We start from the raw sequence: 19,392 nt of genomic DNA on the forward strand, positions 1-19,392 counted from the left end.
GCCGCTACGCCGGGACGATCCCGTGCGCGCGGACCCAGTCGCCGATGCTCTCGCTCCAGCGCTCCTGGTCGTAGTTCCAGAGCTTGGTGTGCCGCGCCACCTCGAACACCTGCATCTCGACGAGATCGGGCCGGGCCGCGACGAGGTCGTGCGAGGCATCCGAGGGCACGAAGCCGTCGTCGTCGCTGTGGAGGATGAGGACCGGATGCCGCAGCTCGGCGGCACGCGCCACCACGTCGAGCTGATCCAGCCGGATCGCCGCGCCGGTGCGCGTGAGCGGGGCGGCCCATTCGTTCTGCAGCGCCTCGATCGCGAGCCGGCTGACCGGAAGGGGCACGCGCTCGACGCGGGCCTGGTAGGCCAGCACCACGCGCCAGTCGACGACCGGCGACTCGAGGATCAGCCCGGCGATCGCGTCGCCGTGCGCGGAGTTGAGCGCGAGCTGGAGCGCGATCGCGCCGCCCATCGACCAGCCCATGATGATGATGCGGCGTGCGCCGCGCCGACGGGCGAATCCCACGGCGGCGTCCACGTCGCGCCATTCCGTGGCGCCGAGCGCGTACGTGCCGCTGCGGCTCCGAGGCGCCTCGCCGTCGTTCCGGTATGAGACGACGAGGGACGTGATGCCGAGAGCGTGGAAGACGGGAACCGCGCGCAGGCACTCGGCGCGCGTCGTGCCGCGTCCGTGCACCTGGATGACCCAGGTGTCTCCCTCGCCCGCGGCGAAGAGCCAGGCCGGGCACGGGCCGACGGTCGACCCGATGAGCTCGGGCGTGAACGGCAGGTGCAGCTGCTCGGGACGGTCGTAGTACCAGCCGCTGAAGGCCGCTTCGGGTTCCAGCCGGGCGTCCGACCCGATGTGGGTCAGCAGCTTGCGCTTGACGCTCGTCGCGTCCTCCGACAGCACCGAGCCGAGCTTGATGTAGTCCGACGTGCCGCTGGTGAAGAGGCCGTAGCGTCCCGGAAGCCCGGTGTCGGGCGTCCGCGACAGCGTGATCGTCTGCGCCGCCGTGTCGAGCGCGAGGATGCGCGTGTCGTGCTCGCGACGTGCGGGCGTGACGACCTTGCGCGCCATGAGCACGGAGCCGGCGGCGAGGGCGCCGAGCACGCCGGCCAGGGCCACGCTCAGCACGGTGAGCGCGGCCTTCACCCCGGCGACGAGAGCGGGAGTCCTGGACCCCCGTGCAGGACTGCGGGTTGCGCCGCGCATCGCGGCGCGCCTGGAGTCGACCATCGAGGCATCACTCTAGTCTGTCCGCGTGGCAGAGCAGCGTCCCCCCGCGGCCCCGGGCTCGTTCGAGCAGGCCGCCGAGGCGGTGCGCGAGATCCGCTTCCGCGACGACCTCACGGTCCGCGAGATCGCCGCGCCGCAGGGGCTGGCACCGGACGCCCTGGCGATCGCCGGCGATGTGCGCTCCTCCCCCGACGATGCGACCTCGCCCTACGGCACCGGACGGCTCGTCCTGCTGCACGACCCCGATGAGCCCGCTCCCTGGAACGGGCCGTGGCGCATCGTGTGCTTCGCACAGGCTCCGCTCGAGCCGGAGATCGGCGTGGACCCGCTGCTCGCCGACGTCGCCTGGACGTGGCTGACCGACGCGCTGGAGTCGCGGCAGGCGGGCTTCCACTCGGCATCCGGAACCGCGACCAAGACCCTGTCGAAGGGGTTCGGCAGCCTCGCCGCGGAGGGCGACGGAGCGCAGATAGAACTGCGGGCCTCATGGTCGCCGGAAGGCGCGATCGCTCCGCACGTGGAAGCATGGGCGGAGTTGGTTTGCATGCTGGCGGGACTCCCGCCCGGCTCGGAAGGGATCGCGATGCTCGGTTCTCGCAGGTCGCCACGTGGCTGATTACGACGTGATCGACGAGGTCGGCGGGGTCGCCGAGGCCGCGCGCCGGCTCTCCGACGGAGAGGGCCCGGTCGCCGTCGATGTCGAACGCGCCTCGGGCTTCCGGTACTCGCAGCGCGCGTACCTCGTGCAGGTGTATCGCCGGGGCGCCGGCGTCTTCCTCTTCGATCCGCCGCCGATCGGCGACTTCCGCGCTCTCGCGGACGCCATCGGAACCCATGAGTGGGTGCTGCACGCGGCGAGCCAGGATCTGCCCTCGCTGCGCGAGCTCGGCTTGGCGCCGTCGACGATCTTCGACACCGAACTCGCTGCGCGGCTCCTCGGCCACGAACGCGTGGGGCTCGGCGCTGTCGTCGAAGACACACTCGGCATCACGCTGGCCAAGGCGCACTCCGCCTCCGACTGGTCGACGAGGCCGCTGCCGCAGTCCTGGCTGGAGTATGCCGCGCTGGACGTCGAGCATCTCGTCGACGTCCGCGACAAGCTGGTCGACGAACTGGCCGAGCAGGGCAAGACCGAGTTCGCCGCGGAGGAGTTCCGCGCGGTGCTGGAGCGTGAGCCCAAGCCGCCGCGCGAGGAGCCGTGGCGCCGCCTGTCGGGCCTGCACACCGTGCGCGGCCGCAAGGCGCTCGCGATCGCCCGAGAGCTGTGGACGGCGCGCGAGGAGTTCGCACGCGAAGAGGATGTCGCCCCCGGGCGTCTCGTGCCCGATCGCGCCCTCGTCGCGGCCGTGCTGGCCGACCCGAAGTCGAAGAGCGCCCTCGCCGCCGTGAAGGAGTTCAACGGCCGTGCCAGCCGTTCACAGCTGGACCGATGGTGGGCGGCGATCGAGGCGGGCCGCGCGGTGACGCAGCTTCCCCTCGAGCGCGCGAGCGGTGGCGACACACTGCCCCCGCCGCGCGCCTGGGTCGACCGCAACCCCGAGGCCGACGCGCGGCTCAAGGCGGCGCGTCCTGTCGTGGAGCAGCGGGCCGAAGAGCTCCACATGCCGACCGAGAACCTGCTCACCCCCGAGCTGCTGCGCCGCGTCGCGTGGGCTCCCCCCGAGCCGGTGACCGCGGCATCCGTCGGCGAGGCCCTCGCCGCGCTCGGCGCGCGCTCCTGGCAGATTGCGCAGACTGCACAGTTGATCGCCGATGCCTTTGTGGGATCCGTGCAAGTGCCGTCGGAGGCGTCCGAAACCGCTTCGTAGGTTTCCGCCACCCGATTCCAGCCGTTTCCGCGGCCCTCCTAGGCTGGCGTCATCCCAACTTTTGGAGGCAGAGTGGCCGAGATTTCGGACGTCTTCTTCGTCGATGGCATGCGCACCCCGTTCGGGCGCGCCGGCGAGAAGGGCATGTACTGGAACACCCGCGCGGACGACCTCGCCGTCAAGGCGACGATCGGGCTCATGGAGCGCAACCCGAACGTTCCCAGGGACCGCATCGACGACGTCGCCATCGCCGCGACGAGCCAGACCGGCGACCAGGGGCTGACCCTGGGCCGCAGCGTGGCGATCCTCGCCGGTCTCCCGCAGACCGTGCCCGGGTTCGCCATCGACCGCATGTGCGCGGGTGCCATGACGAGCGTCACGACCATGGCGGGGTCCATCGGCATGGGCATGTACGACCTCGCCCTCGCCGGCGGCGTCGAGCACATGGGCCACCACCCGATCGGCGGCAACGCCGACCCCAACCCGCGCTTCGTCGCGGAGAAGATGGTCGACCCCGGTGCCCTCAACATGGGGGTCACCGCCGAGCGCATCTTCGACCGCTTCCCGCACCTGACCAAGGAGCGCTCCGACCGCTACGGCATGCTGAGCCAGCACAAGGTGCAGGCCGCCTACGACGCCGGCAGGATCCAGCCCGACCTGGTGCCCGTGGCCGTCAAGGATGCCGAGGGCTCCTGGGGTCTGGCCACCGAGGACGAGGGCCGTCGCCCGCAGACCACGATGGAAGACCTGGCGGCGCTGAAGACGCCGTTCCGCCCGCATGGCCGTGTGACCGCGGGCACTTCCTCGCCGCTCACCGACGGCGCCACGATGTCGCTGCTCGCCGGCGGCGGTGCCGTGAAGGAGCTCGGCCTCGCGCCGAAGATGAAGCTCGTCTCGTTCGCCTTCGCGGGCGTGCAGCCCGAGATCATGGGCATCGGCCCGATCCCCTCGACCGAGAAGGCCCTCAAGAAGGCCGGCCTCACGATCGACGACATCGGCCTGTTCGAGCTGAACGAGGCCTTCGCGATCCAGGTGATCTCGCTCCTCGACCACTTCGGCATCGCCGACGACGACCCGCGCGTCAACCCGTGGGGCGGCGCGATCGCCTTCGGCCACCCGCTCGCCGCCTCGGGCGTGCGCCTGATGATCCAGCTCGCGGCGCACTTCGCCGAGCGCCCCGACGTCCGCTACGGCCTCACCGCGATGTGCGTCGGCCTCGGCCAGGGCGGCTCGGTCATCTGGGAGAACCCCCACTTCGACGGAAAGAAGCGGAAGTAGGCGCGGCATGACGAATTACGACGACATCGACTTCTCTCCCATCCTCGCCATGACCGACGGGGAGGTGATCACGCACTCGCGGGTGCGCGACATCCGCCTCCCGTCCGGCAAGGTGCTCGCGCTCGTCACGCTCGACAACGGCCGTGACCACACGCGCCCCAACACCCTGGGGCCGGCGACGATGTTCCAGCTCGGCCAGACGCTCGACGCGCTGAAGGCGCGCGCCACGGCGGGCGAGATCCAGGCTGTCGGCATCACCGGCAAGCAGTACATCCTGGCCGCCGGCGCCGACCTGTCCGACATCAGCAAGGTCGGCTCGAAAGACAACGCGCGCCTGGTCGCCCAGCTCGGCCACAAGGTGTTCGGTCAGCTCTCCGAGCTCGGAGTGCCGTCGTTCGCGTTCGTGAACGGCCTCGCGCTCGGCGGCGGGCTCGAGATCGCGCTGAACAGCACCTACCGGACGGTGGATGCCTCGGCCGCCGCGATCGCGCTGCCCGAGGTGTTCCTCGGCATCATCCCGGGCTGGGGCGGCGCCTACCTCCTGCCCAACCTCATCGGCATCGAGAACGCCCTCGAGGTCGTGATCTCGAACCCGCTGAAGCAGAACCGCATGCTGAAGCCGCAGCAGGCGTTCGACTACGGCATCGTCGACGCGATCTTCCCGGCGGCGAACTATCTCGAGGACTCGCTCACCTGGGCCGACCGTGTGCTGGGCGGCAAGATCAAGGTCGACCGCAAGAACGAGCCCGGCAAGATCGAGCGCCTCACCAAGTGGCCGATCGCGATCAAGATGGCGCGCGGCATGCTCGAGTCCAAGATCGGCACCGTGCCGAAGTCGCCGTACGCGGCGCTCGAGCTACTCGAGAAGGCCAAGGGCGGCACCAAGGCCGAGGGCTTCGCGCGCGAGGACGAGGCCCTTGCCGAGCTCGTGACGGGCGATCAGTTCGCGGCATCCATGTACGCGTTCGACCTCGTCCAGAAGCGCGCGAAGCGTCCCGTCGGCGCGCCCGACAAGGCGCTCGCCAAGAAGGTCGCCAAGGTCGGCATCATCGGCGCCGGACTCATGGCGAGCCAGTTCGCGCTGCTGTTCGTGCGCAAGCTGCAGGTGCCCGTGCTCATCACCGACCTCGACCAGGCGCGCGTCGACAAGGGCGTGGCCTACATCCACGACGAGATCGGCAAGCTCGAGGCCAAGGGCCGGCTCGACGGCGACACGGCCAACAGGCTGCGGGCGCTCGTCACCGGCACGACCGACAAGAGCCTGTACGCGGACTGCGACTTCGTGATCGAGGCCGTGTTCGAAGAGGTCGGTGTCAAGCAGCAGGTGTTCGGCGAGATCGAGGCGATCATCGCCGAAGACGCGATCCTCGCCACCAACACCTCGTCGCTGTCGGTCGAGGAGATCGGTGCGAAGCTCGCCCACCCCGAGCGACTCGTCGGCTTCCACTTCTTCAACCCGGTGGCGGTCATGCCGCTCATCGAGATCGTGAAGACCCCTGCGACGTCGGAGGCCGCGCTGTCGACGGCGTTCGTCGTGGCGAAGAGCCTCGGCAAGAACGCGGTCCTCACCGCCGATGCGCCGGGCTTCGTGGTGAACCGCCTGCTGGCGAAGGTCATGGGCGAGGCCGCGCGCGCCGTCTACGAGGGCACGCCGGTCGTCGAAGTCGAGAAGGCGTTCGCACCGCTCGGCCTTCCGATGGGGCCGTTCCAGCTCATCGACCTCGTGGGCTGGAAGGTCGCCGCCCACGTCCAGGACACGATGGTGCGGGCGTTCCCCGAGCGGTTCTACGCCAACGACAACTTCCACGCCCTCGCAGAGCTGCCCGAGGTCGTCGAGAAGGACAAGGGCGGGCGCGTCACAGGCTGGACCAAGGCGGCCGAGAAGGTCCTCAAGCCCGCCGTGGGCTCGTCGCCGGCGAAGGCCGACGAGATCCTCCGCCGCGTGCAAGACGGCCTGGCTCAGGAGATCAGGGTCATGCTCGACGAGGGCGTGGTCCCCGAGGTGGAGGACATCGACCTCTGCCTGATCCTCGGTGCCGGCTGGCCGTTCATCGACGGCGGCGCCTCGCCGTACCTCGACCGGGAGGGGGCATCGGAGCGCGTCTTCGGCGACACGTTCCACCACCCGGTCATCAAGGGCATCGGCGGCTGATCACCTCGACAGCGCGTTCGTCGGGCGCACCCTCCTCGGAGGGTGCGCCCGACTCCTGTCGTCGTCGGCGGGCGTAGGCCCGCACCTCGGGACGACCGAACGATCAGCGGCCGGATCCTTCGCCGCGAACGGATGCCGACTCTCTGGCCCGGACCCGCGACGAGGTCCTGCGTCAGCGGCGCTCGTCGCGCGAGCGGGCGAGGTCGGGCAGCGTCGGGATCTCGCTGGTGTGGGCGCCGCGCGCCACCGGGATGCGCGTGCCGAGCACCTGTGCCACCACATCCTGGGCGATCTTCGCCGCCGTCAGCCCGGCATCCTCCAGGATCTGCTCCCGGCTCGCGTGGTCGATGAACTCGTCGGGCACACCCAGCTCATCCACGGCCGTGTCGACGCCGGCCTCGCGCAGCACCTGGCGCACGCGCGTGCCGATCCCGCCGACGCGGATGCCGTCCTCGATCGTGATGACGAGGCGGTGGGATGCCGCCAGCTCGATGATCGACGGCTGCACGGGCACCACCCACCGCGGGTCGACGACCGTCGCGCCGATCCCCTGCGCCCGCAGGCGCTCGGCGACGTCGACGGCGATGTGCGCCATCGGACCGATGCCGACGAGGAGCACGTCCTGGGCGTCGGAGCGCACGAGGACGTCGACGCCGTCCTCCAGGCGGTCGACGGCGGGCAGCTCCGGGCTCACGCCGCCCTTGGGGAAGCGGATCACCGTCGGCGCGTCGTCGACGGCGACGGCCTCCTGCAGCTCTTCGCGCAGGCGCACCTCGTCACGCGGCACCGCGATGCGGATGTGCGGCACGATCTGCAGCATCGCGAGGTCCCAGATGCCGTGATGGCTCGGACCGTCGGGCCCGGTGACCCCCGCACGGTCGAGCACGAAGGTGACGCCGGCGCGGTGGAGCGCGACATCCATCAGCACCTGATCGAACGCGCGGTTCATGAACGTCGCGTAGATCGCGACGACCGGGTGGAGGCCGCCGAAGGCGAGCCCGGCGGCCGAGGCGACGGCGTGCTGCTCGGCGATGCCGACGTCGTACACGCGGTCGGGGAATCGCTGTGCGAACGGGAGCAGTCCCGTGGGACGCAGCATCGCGGCGGTCATGGCGATGACGTCGTCGCGGCCCTCGCCGACGGCGACGAGCTCGTCGGCGAACACGTCGGTCCACGCGAGGCCGCCCGACGAACCCAGCGCTTCGCCGGTGATCGGGTCGATCTTGCCGACGGCGTGGAACTGGTCGGCCTCGTCCGAGAGCGCGGGGGCGTAGCCGCGGCCCTTCTCGGTGATGGCGTGCACGATCACCGGCGCGCCGTACTCCTTGGCCAGCTCGAGGGTCTCGATGAGTGTCGGCAGGTCGTGCCCGTCGACGGGGCCGAGGTACTTGATGTCGAGGTTCGAGTACAGCGCGGCGTTGTTGGTGAAGCGCGACAGGAAGCCGTGGGTGCCCCCTCGCACGCCGCGGTAGACGGCGCGGGCGGCAGGACCGAGCTTGCGGAACAGCGTGTCGGATCCGCGGTGGAGGTTGCGGTACGAGTCGGCGGTGCGCACGCGGTTGAGGTAGCGCGCCATTCCACCGATCGTCGGGGCGTACGAGCGCCCGTTGTCGTTCACGACGATGACGAGGTTTCGGTCGTTGTCGTCGGAGATGTTGTTGAGCGCCTCCCACGTCATGCCGCCGGTGAGGGCGCCGTCGCCGACGACGGCGACCACGTGCCGGTCCTTGCGGCCCGTCAGCGTCAGCGCGCGCGACACGCCATCCGCCCAGCTGAGCGAGCTCGACGCGTGCGAGGACTCGACGACGTCGTGCGGGCTCTCCGATCGCTGCGGATAGCCGGCCAGCCCGTCACGTGCCCGGAGGTTCGAGAAGTCCTGGCGGCCCGTCAGCAGCTTGTGCACGTAGGACTGGTGCCCGGTGTCGAAGATCATGGGGTCGTGAGGCGAGTCGAACACGCGATGCAGCGCGATCGTCAGCTCGACGACGCCGAGATTCGGGCCCAGGTGACCGCCTGTGCGTGCGACGTTCTCGACGAGGAAGCCGCGGATCTCTTCCGCGAGCTCCTCGAGCTGAGCGGTGCTCAACGCGTCGAGGTCGCGGGGTCCGGTGATGGACGACAGCAACGACATCCCCGCTCCTTTCCGGCCCCGGAAGGGCTCTGCAAGTCTACCCGCGGCATGACGGAGGGACCGGATGCCGCGGCATCCGGCCCCCCGTGAATCAGCTGTCAGACCAGCGAGCGCAGCACGTACTGCAGGATGCCGCCGTTGCGGTAGTAGTCCGCCTCGCCGGGCGTGTCGATGCGCACGACCGCGTCGAACGCCACCGTCTGCTTGCCCTCGGGAGAGAACTCGCTCGGCTCGGCGGTGACGCGCACCGTCTTCGGCGTGACACCCTCGTTGAGCTGCTCCAGACCCTCGATCGAGACGATCTCGGTGCCGTCGAGTCCCAGCGACTTCCAGCTCTCGCCGGCGGGGAACTGCAGCGGGACGACGCCCATGCCGATGAGGTTCGAGCGGTGGATGCGCTCGAAGCTCTCGGTGATGACCGCCTTCACGCCCAGCAGGCTGGTGCCCTTGGCCGCCCAGTCGCGCGACGAGCCCGAGCCGTACTCCTTGCCCCCGAAGACAACGAGCGGCGTGCCCTGCGCCTGGTAGTTCTCGCTGGCGTCGTAGATGTACGACTGCGGGCCGCCCGCCTGGGTGAAGTCGCGGGTGAAGCCGCCCTCGACGATCTGACCGTCGTTGACCGCCGCCACCAGCTCGTTCTTCAGGCGGATGTTCGCGAACGTGCCCCGGATCATGACCTCGTGGTTGCCGCGGCGCGAGCCGTAGGAGTTGAAGTCCTTCTGCCCGACGCCGTGCTCGGTGAGGTACTGCGCGGCGGGCGTGCCGGCCTTGATGTTCCCCGCGGGCGAGATGTGGTCGGTCGTGACCGAGTCGCCGAGGGTCGCCATGACGCGTGCGCCGGTGATGTCGGTGACCGGGGTCAGCTCCATCTGCATGCCGTCGAAGTACGGCGCCTTGCGCACGTAGGTCGAGTCCTCATCCCACTCGAAGACCGGTCCGGTGGGGGTGGGGAGGTTCTTCCACCGCTCGTCGCCCTCGAAGACCGTGGCGTACTGGGTGATGAACTGCTCGCGCGAGATCGACGTGTCGATGATCTGCTGCACCTCCTCAGGCGAGGGCCAGATGTCCTTGAGGAACACGTCGTTGCCGTCGAGGTCCTTGCCGAGCGCGTCGGTCTCGAAGTCGAAGTTCATCGAGCCTGCGAGGGCGTAGGCGACAACCAGCGGCGGCGACGCGAGGTAGTTCATCTTCACGTCGGGGCTGATGCGGCCCTCGAAGTTGCGGTTGCCCGAGAGCACCGCCGTCACGGCGAGGTCGTTCTCGTTGATCGCCTCGGAGACCTCTTCGATGAGCGGACCGGAGTTGCCGATGCAGATCGTGCAGCCGTAGCCCACCGTGAAGAAGTCGAGGCCCTCGAGCGCCTTGTCGAGGCCGGACTTCTCGTAGTAGTCGGTGACGACCTTCGAGCCGGGGCCGAGCGTCGTCTTGACCCACGGCTTGCGCTTCAGGCCCTTGTCGACGGCCTTCTTGGCGAGCAGGCCCGCCGCGATCATGACCGACGGGTTCGACGTGTTGGTGCACGACGTGATCGCCGCGAGCGTCACCGCGCCGTTGTCGAGGATGTAGGCCTCGCCGTCGGGCGTGGTCACCTTGACGGGCTTGGAGGCGGATGCCGGCGCGCCGCTGTTGATGTGGACGGGCCGTGTGGTCGGCTCCTCCTCGCCGGGGACCGCGCCGGGGTCGGACGCCGGGAACGAGTGCTTCGACTCGAGGTCGACGATGTCGTCCGAGGTGGACGCGGTCGCGTAGTTGACGATGTCCTTCTCGAACTGCGACTTGGCCTCTGAGAGGAGGATGCGGTCCTGCGGGCGCTTCGGGCCGGCGATCGACGGGACGACCGTCGACAGGTCGAGCTCCATGTACTCGCTGAAGACGAGCTCGCGGGCCGGGTCGTGCCAGAGCGACTGCTCCTTGGCGTACGCCTCGACGAGCGCGACCGCCTCGTCGTCGCGACCGGTGAGGCGCAGGTAGTCGAGCGTGACGTCGTCGATGGGGAACATCGCGGCGGTCGAGCCGAACTCGGGGCTCATGTTGCCGATGGTGGCGCGGTTCGCGAGCGGCACCGAGGCGACGCCCTCGCCGTAGAACTCGACGAACTTGCCGACCACGCCGTGCTTGCGGAGGATGTCGGTGATCGTGAGCACGACGTCAGTGGCCGTCACGCCGGCGGGGATCGAGCCGGTGAGCTTGAAGCCGACCACGCGCGGGATCAGCATCGACACGGGCTGGCCGAGCATCGCGGCCTCGGCCTCGATGCCGCCGACGCCCCAGCCGAGCACGCCGAGGCCGTTGACCATCGTGGTGTGCGAGTCGGTGCCGACGCAGGTGTCGGGGTACGCGCGCAGCACGCCCTCCACCTCCCGGTCGTAGATGACCTTGGCGAGGTGCTCGATGTTAACCTGGTGCACGATGCCGGTGCCGGGCGGCACGACCTTGAAGTCGTCGAAGGCCGTCTGGCCCCAGCGGAGGAACTGGTACCGCTCGCCGTTGCGCTCGTACTCGATCTCGACGTTGCGCTCGAGGGCGTCCTCGCGTCCGAACAGGTCGGCGATGACCGAGTGGTCGATGACCATCTCGGCCGGCGAGAGCGGGTTGATCTTGCTGGGGTCGCCGCCGAGGGCGGTGACGGCCTCGCGCATCGTGGCGAGGTCGACGATGCAGGGAACACCGGTGAAGTCCTGCATCACCACGCGCGCCGGCGTGAACTGGATCTCGGTGTCGGGTTCGGCGTCGGGCTTCCACGAGCCGAGGGCCTGGATCTGCTCCTTGGTGACGTTCGCGCCGTCCTCGGTGCGCAGCAGGTTCTCGAGCAGCACCTTGAGGCTGAAGGGGAGCTTCTCGTAGCCCGCGACCGTGTCGATGCGGAAGATCTCGTAGTCGGTGCTGCCGACCGTCAGGGTGCTCTTCGCACCGAAGCTGTCAACCGTGGACACGTCTGTCTCCTTCGTCGGCGGCGGGATCGTGCCGGAGTCCGGCATCCCCATCTTCCCCCGCCCCGAAGCCCTCGGCTAGTGAGGTCGACCTAACGGATCGGGAGAAATTTATCTTGATGTCGAGATAAATGTATCACTTCGGAGCGCGAGGGTAGAGCGCACGCACGGCGAGCCACGTGACGGCCACCAGCGGTGCGAACAGCGGAAGCCCCATGATCAGCTTCAGCGTCCCGAGAGCGGTGACGTCGCCCGCGAAGTAGAGCGGCACCTGCACGATCAGGCGCAGTGCGAACAGCCCGGCCCACGCGATCGACAACCAGAAGAAGACGCGTCGCTTGCGCTTGTCGGCGCGCCACGCGGTGCCCTCCCCCATGAGGAATCCGACCGCGAGACCGATCAGCGGCCACCCGATGAGCGCCGACACGAGGAACGCGGTGCCGTAGAGGGTGTTGGTGAGGAAGCCCGGGATGAAGCTGTCCTCTCCCCTGCCGGTCCACAGCGACAGGCCCGCTGCCGCTGCCGCCGCGATGAGGCCGCCGATCGCGGCACTCGCGGACTGGCGCTGGACGAGGCGGACGATCGTGAACACCGCGGCGAGGCCGACCGACAGGCCGAGGCTCAGGAGCAGGTTGCCTGAGCGCACCTCGGGGTCGGGGTTGTACGTGGCCGTCCAGGCGACGAGGAACACCACACCCGGGAGGACGGATTCCAGGATGCCGCGCCAGCCGCCCATCGCGGACCAGACGACGTGACCGGTGCTCTTCCCCTGGGCAGGGTCCATCCCGGCCCGGCGCGCGGCGTCCCCGAGGGCTGCGCCGAGGAGCTCCGACGCCGAGGCCTGATCCGCCGGCGCGGGCGGCTCGTTCGACGGGCGTGCGTCCTTCGAACCGGCGGGCGTGTCGGGGGCGGCGTCCGGGGCCGGGTGATCGTCGCTCACGCCGTACCAGGCGTCGCGGGCATCCGCAGCGGGATGAGGTCGCGCGGCGGCATCGGGGAGGCGCCGCGCACGACGACGATCGAGCGGAAGAGGTCCTCGACCGCGGTCGCCGCCTCGACGTCGGCCGTGGCCGAACCGCCGATCACGCCGCGCAGGAACCAGCGGGGTCCGTCGACGCCGACGAAGCGCGCGAGGCGCTTGCCCGCGGTGCCGTCGGGCCCCGCGACCACGGGGACTTCGGCGAGCAGCTCGGGACCGAGCGGTCCCTCCCGCTCCTCGACCCGGCCGCCCTGCTGGCGGATCTGCTGGCGGATCTGCTCGCGGGTCTCGTCCCACAGCCCGGCCGAACGCGGCGCTGCGAACGGCTGCACCTGCAGGGTCGAGCCGGCGTAGTCGAGCCCGACCGCGACGATGCGCTTGGTCTGCTCCTCGACCTCGAGGCGCAGGTTCAGACCCTCGCGCGGCAGGATCTTGATGCCGCCGAGGTCGATGTACGGCCGCACGGGGTTGGCCTCGGACTCGTCGAACGGTCCGGTGGTCGCGCGGTCGTCGGGTGCGACCTTGCGAGGGCCTTCGGGGGTGGAGGCATCGGTCATGCCAGGACTCCGTCCTTCTTGTCGTGGTCGCGGGAAGCTTCCCGCGAGAGCTCGCCGGCGTTCGTCGGTTGCGCCGCGCCCCCCTGGTAGCCCGTGGAGCCGAAGCCGCCTTCGCCGCGCACGCTGTCGGGCAGGGTTTCCACGGGGAGGAAGACGGCGCGCGGCACCGGCATCACGATGAGCTGGGCGATGCGGTCGCCGACCGAGATCTCGTGCGCGTGCTCGCGGTCGGTGTTGAGCAGGATCACCTTGATCTCGCCGCGGTAGCCGGCATCGATGGTGCCGGGCGCGTTGACGATGGTGATGCCGTGCTTGGCGGCCAGGCCGCTGCGCGGCACGACGAAGGCGACGTGCCCCTCGGGCAGCGCGATGCGCACGCCGGTGCCGACGAGAGCCCGATCGCCGGGCTCGAGGCGCACCGCCTCGGCGGCGACCAGGTCGGCCCCGGCGTCCCCCGGGTGCGCGTACACCGGAACGTCGGGGGCGATAATGGGGACGTCCACCGTTTCAGTCACCCAACGAGGGTAATGCAGAACTCAACGCGTCATACCGGTGCTCGCAGCGGCCGCACCGACGGCTATCGCGAGCGGCTCGGGCCGTCGCTGTGGATCCTCGTGGCGGCCGCCGTCGCGGCGCCGATGGCGGCGCTGGTGGTCACCCCGATCGACACGACGGTGGCGCTCGTCGTGGGCGCGGGCGTCGGCATCCTGTTGATCGCCCTCATGATCGCCGCGGCGCCCGTCGTCGCAGTGCGCGACGGCGAACTCCGCGCCGGACGGGCGCACATCGACGTGGATCTGCTCGGGGCTCCCGAAGTGCATGTCGGGGACGACGCGCGCCATGCGCGCGGTGCGGGGCTTCACCCGCGGTCGTGGCACCTCATCCGGGGCGGGATCGACGGAGTCGTCGTCATCCCCGTGACGGACGAGGATGATCCGACGACCGCGTGGGTGATCTCCTCGCGGACGCCGGATCGACTGGCCGCCGCCGTGCGGCGGGCTCAGCTCACGCGGCGCACTCCGAGCAGATAGGGCCGTCGGCCGTCTCGTGGTCGAGCTGCGAGCGGTGCTTCACGAGGAAGCAGTTCGAACAGGTGAACTCGTCTTCCTGGGCGGGCAGAACGACGACGTCGAGCTCGAGGTCCGACAGGTCGGCACCGGGCAGCTCGAAGCCCGACGGGTTGTCGGCGTCCTCCACGTCGACCGCGCCCGAGAGCTTGTCGGGAACGCGCTCCTTGAGCGCTTCGATCGACTCGCTGTCGTCCTCGGTCTTGCGGGGGGCGTCGTAATCGGTGGCCATGCGTGAAGATCTCAACTTCCGGGTATTCGCGGTTGCGCTCGCCCTTGCGGGCGGCGATAGTTTGCACGACGGCTCCTCTTTTCGCAAATGCGATCGGACGTGTTCCGGGCCGTGCGTTCGCGTGAAACTCGCGGCACGCGCCGGATATTCCCGGCCCTTCCGCCGCCCTGTGACACCATGGGGCGGACAGGCGGGCTCGCAAGCCTGAGTCCGCTCGACACGCGCAGCCGAGCGCCGGCACGAGAAGCAGGGAGCGTCCGCATGGAACAGCTCAAGGTCATCGGAACCGAGGACGACAAGCTCATCCTGGCGACCGAGTCGGGCGAGCGATTCTCGCTCGACGTCGACGACGTGCTGCGTGTCGAACTGCGCAAGGCGCGGCGCGAGCGCGAACCCGAGCCTCAGACGCCGCGGCCCAGCCCGCGTGAGATCCAGGCGCACATCCGGTCCGGTCTGTCGGCGCGCGAGGTGGCGGAGCTCCTCGGCGCGCGCGTGGAGGACGTGGTGCGGTTCGAAGGCCCCGTGCTGGCCGAGCGCGAGCACATCGTGGGCCAGGCGCTGGCGGTGCCCGTGCTGCTGGGCGGCGACTTCGAGGGCGACGGCCAGACCACCTTCGGCTCGGCGGTGCGCGCGAAGCTCGCCGAGGCCGGCGCGATCGGCGAGCGGTGGACCAGCTGGAAGGAGCCGACCGGCTGGACGGTCAAGCTCGAGTTCACCTCGAACGACATCGGACATGATGCGCGCTGGGGCTTCGACCCGCGCCGCAGCACGCTGTCGCCCCTCAACGCCGACGCCATCCAGCTGTCGCGCCAGGGCTCGCTGCCCGAAGGGCTGATCCCGCGCCTCCGCGCCCTGGACTCGGTCGCCCCACAGGACGACTCGCGCTTCGACAGCGGCGCGTTCGGTCCGCGCCGGCTGCCCGACGCCGACATCGAGTCCCCCGAGATCCCGGCGCCCGCCGCTCCGGCGGTGCAGGAGGCGGCGATCAAGCGCGCGAGCGACCCGCCCCTGGCGACGTCCGCCGAGACGGCCGACCTGCTCGAGGCGCTGCGTCGGCGGCGCGGTCAGCGCGAGCCGCTGCCCGGTGCCGAAGAAGCGGCAGCGTCCGCACGCAGCTCCGCTCCGGTCGCGCTCTTCGACGCCCTCGAGCCGGGCTACGACGAGTCACCCGCCGAGGACGAGCCCCCGGCGCCCGACTATCAGGCGCCGACTCCCGCCGCCGTGGCCGAGGCGGGCCGCCGCAAGGGACGCACCTCGATGCCGTCGTGGGACGAGATCGTCTTCGGGGCCCGGTCCGACGACTGAGCGCGAACGGCCGGGCCGGCGCGCCCGACCGTCATGCTCCGGCGAATGCGCCGAGCCGGATGAGCGGCACGACCCGCTCCTCGTCCGTGAGCGAACCATGCTGTCCGATCATCTTCTGCGGCGCCTTGTCGGCCAGACGGTCGTCGTAGTACGCGATCCCGGCGCGGGGGGCCACGATGACGTCCCCGAGTCGGCCGGCGACCGCCGGATCGACGGCGCCCACCAGGCCGGAGGCCTCGAGCTCGTCGCGTGACATGACCCACGACCGGGACGCCTCGGATTCGCGCCAGCGCGCGAGCACCGCCTGCGCCTGTCCGGGCTCGGCGTACAGGTGCAGCATGCGGGGCTCGCCGCCGATGAGCCGCACCCCTTCGAGCAGCGCGTCGCCGTCCTCGAGGAGCATGTGGCGGTGCCGCGGCACGTCGATCATCCCGTGGTCGGACGTGACCACGACGCCGGTCCGGGCATCCAGGGCCGAAGCGAGCCGGCGGGCCGCGGCATCCACCCGCTCCAGCGCAGCCACCCACTCGTCGGACTGCCAGCCGCGCTTGTGGCCGATGCCGTCGAGTTCGGGGGCATAGAGATACGTGAGGGAGCCCGGATGCCGTGCCGCGAGGTCGGCGGCCAGCTCGACGCGTTCGTCGAGGTCGTCGGCGCCGTGGAACACCGCATCACCGAGAGTCGCGGCGGTGAACCCGGTGCGTGCGTACTCGTCGCGGGAGACCGCGAAGAACGGGCGCCCCAGCGTGGCCGAGAGCGGCGTCGCCCGCTGGAACTCCCGCGGCAGCCCGTCGGTGTCCCACCCGCGCAGCTGATTGACGACGTCGTCGGTGCCCGGGATCCGCGCGCGATAGCCGACGATCCCGTGCTCTCCCGGGAGCGCACCGGTGAGGAGGCTCGTGAGGGCGGCGGCAGTCGTCGACGGGAAGACGGTGCGCGCGACATCCTTCTTCGCCCTCGCCTCGGAGAGGAACCGCGCGTGGCCGGCGCGGGCCGACAGGTTGTGCGCGCCGAGGCCGTCGAGCACCCACACGATGGCGCTGCGCGCCGGCGCGAACCACTCCGAGCCGCCGTTCAGAGCCGCCGACATCTCCGTCACGACACGGGTGAGGCTCCGGGCGCGCGGCGGGTCCGCGGGTAGGCTGAGGGACATCGGGGCCAGTCTCGCACACCGCGGGCTCACCCCACCGCTCCCGCCGTCACCCGAGGCTTCATCGTCACATGCCCGCTTCCCGCACCGATTCCCCCGCCGACCACGGACGCATCGAAGACGTCGACGTCTCTTCGGAGATGCAGACGTCCTTCCTCGAGTACGCGTATTCGGTCATCTACTCGCGCGCGCTCCCCGACGCCCGCGACGGGCTGAAGCCGGTGCAGCGCCGCATCCTCTTCCAGATGGCGGACATGGGCCTGCGTCCCGACCGCGGTCACGTCAAGAGTGCCCGCGTCGTCGGCGAGGTGATGGGAAAGCTGCACCCCCACGGCGACGCTCCGATCTACGACGCGCTGGTGCGGCTGGCACAGCCCTTCTCGCTGCGCGTCCCTCTGGTCGACGGGCACGGCAACTTCGGGTCGCTCGACGACGGCCCCGCTGCTCCCCGCTACACCGAGGCGCGGCTGGCCGCTCCCGCCCTCGCGCTGACCGAGAACCTCGACGAGGACGTCGTCGACTTCATCCCGAACTACGACGGCCAGTTCCAGCAGCCGGAGGTGCTGCCGGCCGCGTTCCCCAACCTGCTGGTGAACGGCACGACGGGCATCGCGGTGGGCATGGCGACGAACATGGCGCCTCACAACCTCATCGAGGTGGTGGGCGCGGCCACGCACCTGCTCGAGAACCCCGAGGCGACCGTCGAAGAGCTCATGGAGTTCGTGCCCGGCCCCGACCTGCCCGGCGGCGGGATCATCGTCGGCCTCGACGGCATCAAGGACGCCTACACCAACGGCCGTGGCAGCTTCCGGACGCGCGCGAAGGTGTCGATCGAATCCCTCGGGCCGCGCCGCACCGGTCTCATCGTCACCGAGCTGCCGTACCTCGTCGGCCCGGAACGCGTGATCGAGAAGATCAAGGACGCGGTCAACGCGAAGAAGCTGCAGGGCATCGCCGACGTCACCGATCTCACCGATCGGCACCACGGACTCCGCCTGGTCATCGGCATCAAGACCGGCTTCGACCCCCAGGCGGTGCTCGAGCACCTCTACCGGCTCACCCCGCTCGAGGACTCGTTCAGCATCAACAACGTCGCGCTCGTCGAGGGCCAGCCGCAGACGCTCGGCCTCCGCGAGCTGCTGCGGGTGTACCTCGATCACCGCATCAGCGTCGTCACGCGCCGCAGCCGCTACCGGCTCGCGCGTCGCAACGAGCGCCTGCATCTCGTCGAGGGACTGCTCATCGCGATCCTCGACATCGACGAGGTCATCCAGGTGATCCGCACCTCGGACGACGGCGAGCAGGCGCGCGGTCGCCTCATGAGCGTCTTCGATCTGTCCGAGCCGCAGGCCGAGTACATCCTCGAGTTGCGCCTGCGACGCCTCACCAAGTTCTCGCGCATCGAGCTCGAGACCGAGCGCGACAACCTCAAGAAGGAGATCGCCCAGCTCGAGGAGCTGCTCGGCAGCGATGTGCTGCTGCGGGCGCAGGTGGCGCACGAACTGGATGCCGCGTCCGAGGCCTTCGGCACGCCCCGGCGCACCCTCCTGCTCAACGGAGGGCCGGTGCAGCCGCGCTCCCGCGCCGCGGCGGCCGCCGCCGATCTGCAGATCGCCGACGCCCCATGCCGCGTGTTCCTGTCGGCGACGGGCCGCATGGTCCGCGCGGAGCTCGTGGCCGACGCCCCTGGCGGCGGCATCGTGGCCCCCGCCCGCCGCTCCAAGCACGATGCGATCCGCTCGGCCGTCGACACCACGACCCGCGGCGACCTCGGCGCGGTCACCAGTCACGGCCGGCTCGTCCGCTTCTCCCCCGTCGACCTGCCGTCCGTGCCGGCCAACTCGGTCCAGCTGGCGGCCGGGACACGCGCGGACCAGTACCTCGGTCTCTCCGGCGGCGAGCACCTGGTCGCCATCGTGCCGCTCACGGGCACCTCGCCGATCGCTCTGGGCACCGCTCAGGGCGTGGTCAAGCGTGTGGCCGCGAGCGAGCTCGGCAACAAGCACGACATCGAGATCATCGCCCTCAAGGACGGCGACCGCGTGGTCGGCGCCGCCCCGGCCTCGGACGCCGCCGAGCTGGTGTTCGTCGCCAGCGATGCGCAGCTGCTGCGCTTCGACGCGTCGTCGGTGCGGCCGCAGGGCCGCTCGGCAGGCGGTATGGCCGGCATCCGCCTGACGGACGGCGCCCAGGTCATCGCGTTCGACGTGGTCGGACCCTCCGAGTTCGATGCCGTCGTCGTGACGATCGCGGGGTCGACGACGGCGATCGCCGGCACCGACGCGGGCAGTGCGAAGGTGTCGCTCTTCAGCGAGTTCCCTGCGAAGGGGCGTGCGACCGGCGGCGTCCGGGCGCACCGGTTCCTCAAGGGCGAAGACGCGCTCACCCTCGCGTGGGTCGGCACCGCGCCGCGCGCGCTCGGCAGCGACGGCACCACGCGCGCGCTGCCCGAAGCCGGGGCGAAGCGAGACGCGTCGGGGGCGCCGCTGGACGGCGTCGTCGGCGCGGTCGGCACCGGCGTCCGCTGAGCACGTTCGCCGAGTGGGCGAGGCTTCGCGCCTCGGTCTCA

15 protein-coding genes are annotated in these 19,392 nt (G+C 70.6%); 7 read left to right on the top strand and 8 right to left on the bottom strand.

Translation table 11 applies throughout. The features are described from left to right. Positions 1–4 precede the first annotated feature (4 nt). Positions 5–1,234: an alpha/beta hydrolase family protein gene (locus IM770_RS02110; protein WP_203579469.1), complete on the bottom strand. Its 1,230-nt coding sequence runs from the start codon at positions 1,232–1,234 to the stop codon at positions 5–7. 25 nt (positions 1,235–1,259) lie between these two features. Between IM770_RS02110 and IM770_RS02115 the strand changes: the two genes are divergently transcribed. The 4 genes from IM770_RS02115 to IM770_RS02130 all read left to right on the top strand — a co-directional run bounded on the left by IM770_RS02115 (position 1,260) and on the right by IM770_RS02130 (position 6,472). After that, entirely contained in the window at positions 1,260–1,850 is a 591-nt protein-coding gene (locus tag IM770_RS02115) for a DUF3000 domain-containing protein (protein WP_203579470.1), read from the top strand. Next, entirely contained in the window at positions 1,843–3,042 is a 1,200-nt protein-coding gene (locus IM770_RS02120) for a ribonuclease D (RefSeq protein WP_203579471.1), read from the top strand. The genes IM770_RS02115 and IM770_RS02120 overlap by 8 nt, the downstream gene beginning before the upstream one ends. A 72-nt stretch (positions 3,043–3,114) precedes the next feature. Next, positions 3,115–4,320 (top strand): thiolase family protein, encoded by a 1,206-nt coding sequence (locus tag IM770_RS02125; RefSeq protein ID WP_203579472.1) that lies wholly within the window; start codon positions 3,115–3,117, stop codon positions 4,318–4,320. A 7-nt stretch (positions 4,321–4,327) separates the two neighbouring features. Further along, a complete protein-coding gene (locus tag IM770_RS02130; protein WP_203579473.1) occupies positions 4,328–6,472 on the top strand; it encodes a 3-hydroxyacyl-CoA dehydrogenase NAD-binding domain-containing protein in 2,145 nt (714 codons plus the stop codon). A 172-nt stretch (positions 6,473–6,644) separates the two neighbouring features. Here IM770_RS02130 and dxs read toward each other — a convergent pair whose 3' ends face one another. From dxs to dut, 5 genes are all read right to left on the bottom strand, one after another. After that, positions 6,645–8,603, bottom strand: a complete 1,959-nt coding sequence (dxs, locus tag IM770_RS02135; protein ID WP_203579474.1) for a 1-deoxy-D-xylulose-5-phosphate synthase — start codon at positions 8,601–8,603, stop codon at positions 6,645–6,647. Positions 8,604–8,701: 98 nt separating this feature from the next. After that, on the bottom strand, positions 8,702–11,581 hold the full coding sequence (locus tag IM770_RS02140) for an aconitate hydratase (RefSeq protein WP_203579475.1): 2,880 nt from the start codon (positions 11,579–11,581) through the stop codon (positions 8,702–8,704). Between the two features lie 88 nt (positions 11,582–11,669). Beyond that, positions 11,670–12,473: a DUF3159 domain-containing protein gene (locus IM770_RS02145; protein ID WP_307785346.1), complete on the bottom strand. Its 804-nt coding sequence runs from the start codon at positions 12,471–12,473 to the stop codon at positions 11,670–11,672. Beyond that, on the bottom strand, positions 12,470–13,069 hold the full coding sequence (locus tag IM770_RS02150) for a DUF3710 domain-containing protein (RefSeq protein WP_203579476.1): 600 nt from the start codon (positions 13,067–13,069) through the stop codon (positions 12,470–12,472). Before IM770_RS02150 ends, IM770_RS02145 begins: the two co-directional genes overlap by 4 nt. Next, on the bottom strand, positions 13,066–13,584 hold the full coding sequence (gene dut / locus IM770_RS02155; RefSeq protein ID WP_203579477.1) for a dUTP diphosphatase: 519 nt from the start codon (positions 13,582–13,584) through the stop codon (positions 13,066–13,068). The genes IM770_RS02150 and dut overlap by 4 nt, the downstream gene beginning before the upstream one ends. Before the next feature lie 12 nt (positions 13,585–13,596). On the opposite strand from dut, the gene IM770_RS02160 reads away from it, so the two are divergent. Continuing rightward, positions 13,597–14,100: a DUF3093 domain-containing protein gene (locus IM770_RS02160; RefSeq protein ID WP_203579478.1), complete on the top strand. Its 504-nt coding sequence runs from the start codon at positions 13,597–13,599 to the stop codon at positions 14,098–14,100. Here the strand turns inward: IM770_RS02160 and IM770_RS02165 are convergent. Further along, positions 14,075–14,368 (bottom strand): DUF4193 domain-containing protein, encoded by a 294-nt coding sequence (locus IM770_RS02165; RefSeq protein ID WP_109212200.1) that lies wholly within the window; start codon positions 14,366–14,368, stop codon positions 14,075–14,077. The genes IM770_RS02160 and IM770_RS02165 overlap by 26 nt on opposite strands. Before the next feature lie 261 nt (positions 14,369–14,629). On the opposite strand from IM770_RS02165, the gene sepH reads away from it, so the two are divergent. Continuing rightward, on the top strand, positions 14,630–15,673 hold the full coding sequence (gene sepH, locus IM770_RS02170; protein ID WP_203579479.1) for a septation protein SepH: 1,044 nt from the start codon (positions 14,630–14,632) through the stop codon (positions 15,671–15,673). A 31-nt stretch (positions 15,674–15,704) separates the two neighbouring features. Here sepH and IM770_RS02175 read toward each other — a convergent pair whose 3' ends face one another. Then, entirely contained in the window at positions 15,705–16,826 is a 1,122-nt protein-coding gene (locus tag IM770_RS02175; RefSeq protein ID WP_203579480.1) for an alkaline phosphatase family protein, read from the bottom strand. 68 nt (positions 16,827–16,894) lie between these two features. Between IM770_RS02175 and IM770_RS02180 the strand changes: the two genes are divergently transcribed. Further along, complete coding sequence (locus IM770_RS02180) at positions 16,895–19,351, top strand: DNA gyrase/topoisomerase IV subunit A (protein ID WP_203579481.1); 2,457 nt, start codon at positions 16,895–16,897, stop codon at positions 19,349–19,351. Positions 19,352–19,392 lie beyond the last annotated feature (41 nt).

This window comes from Microbacterium hibisci (assembly GCF_015278255.1).
Lineage (GTDB): Bacteria > Actinomycetota > Actinomycetes > Actinomycetales > Microbacteriaceae > Microbacterium > Microbacterium hibisci.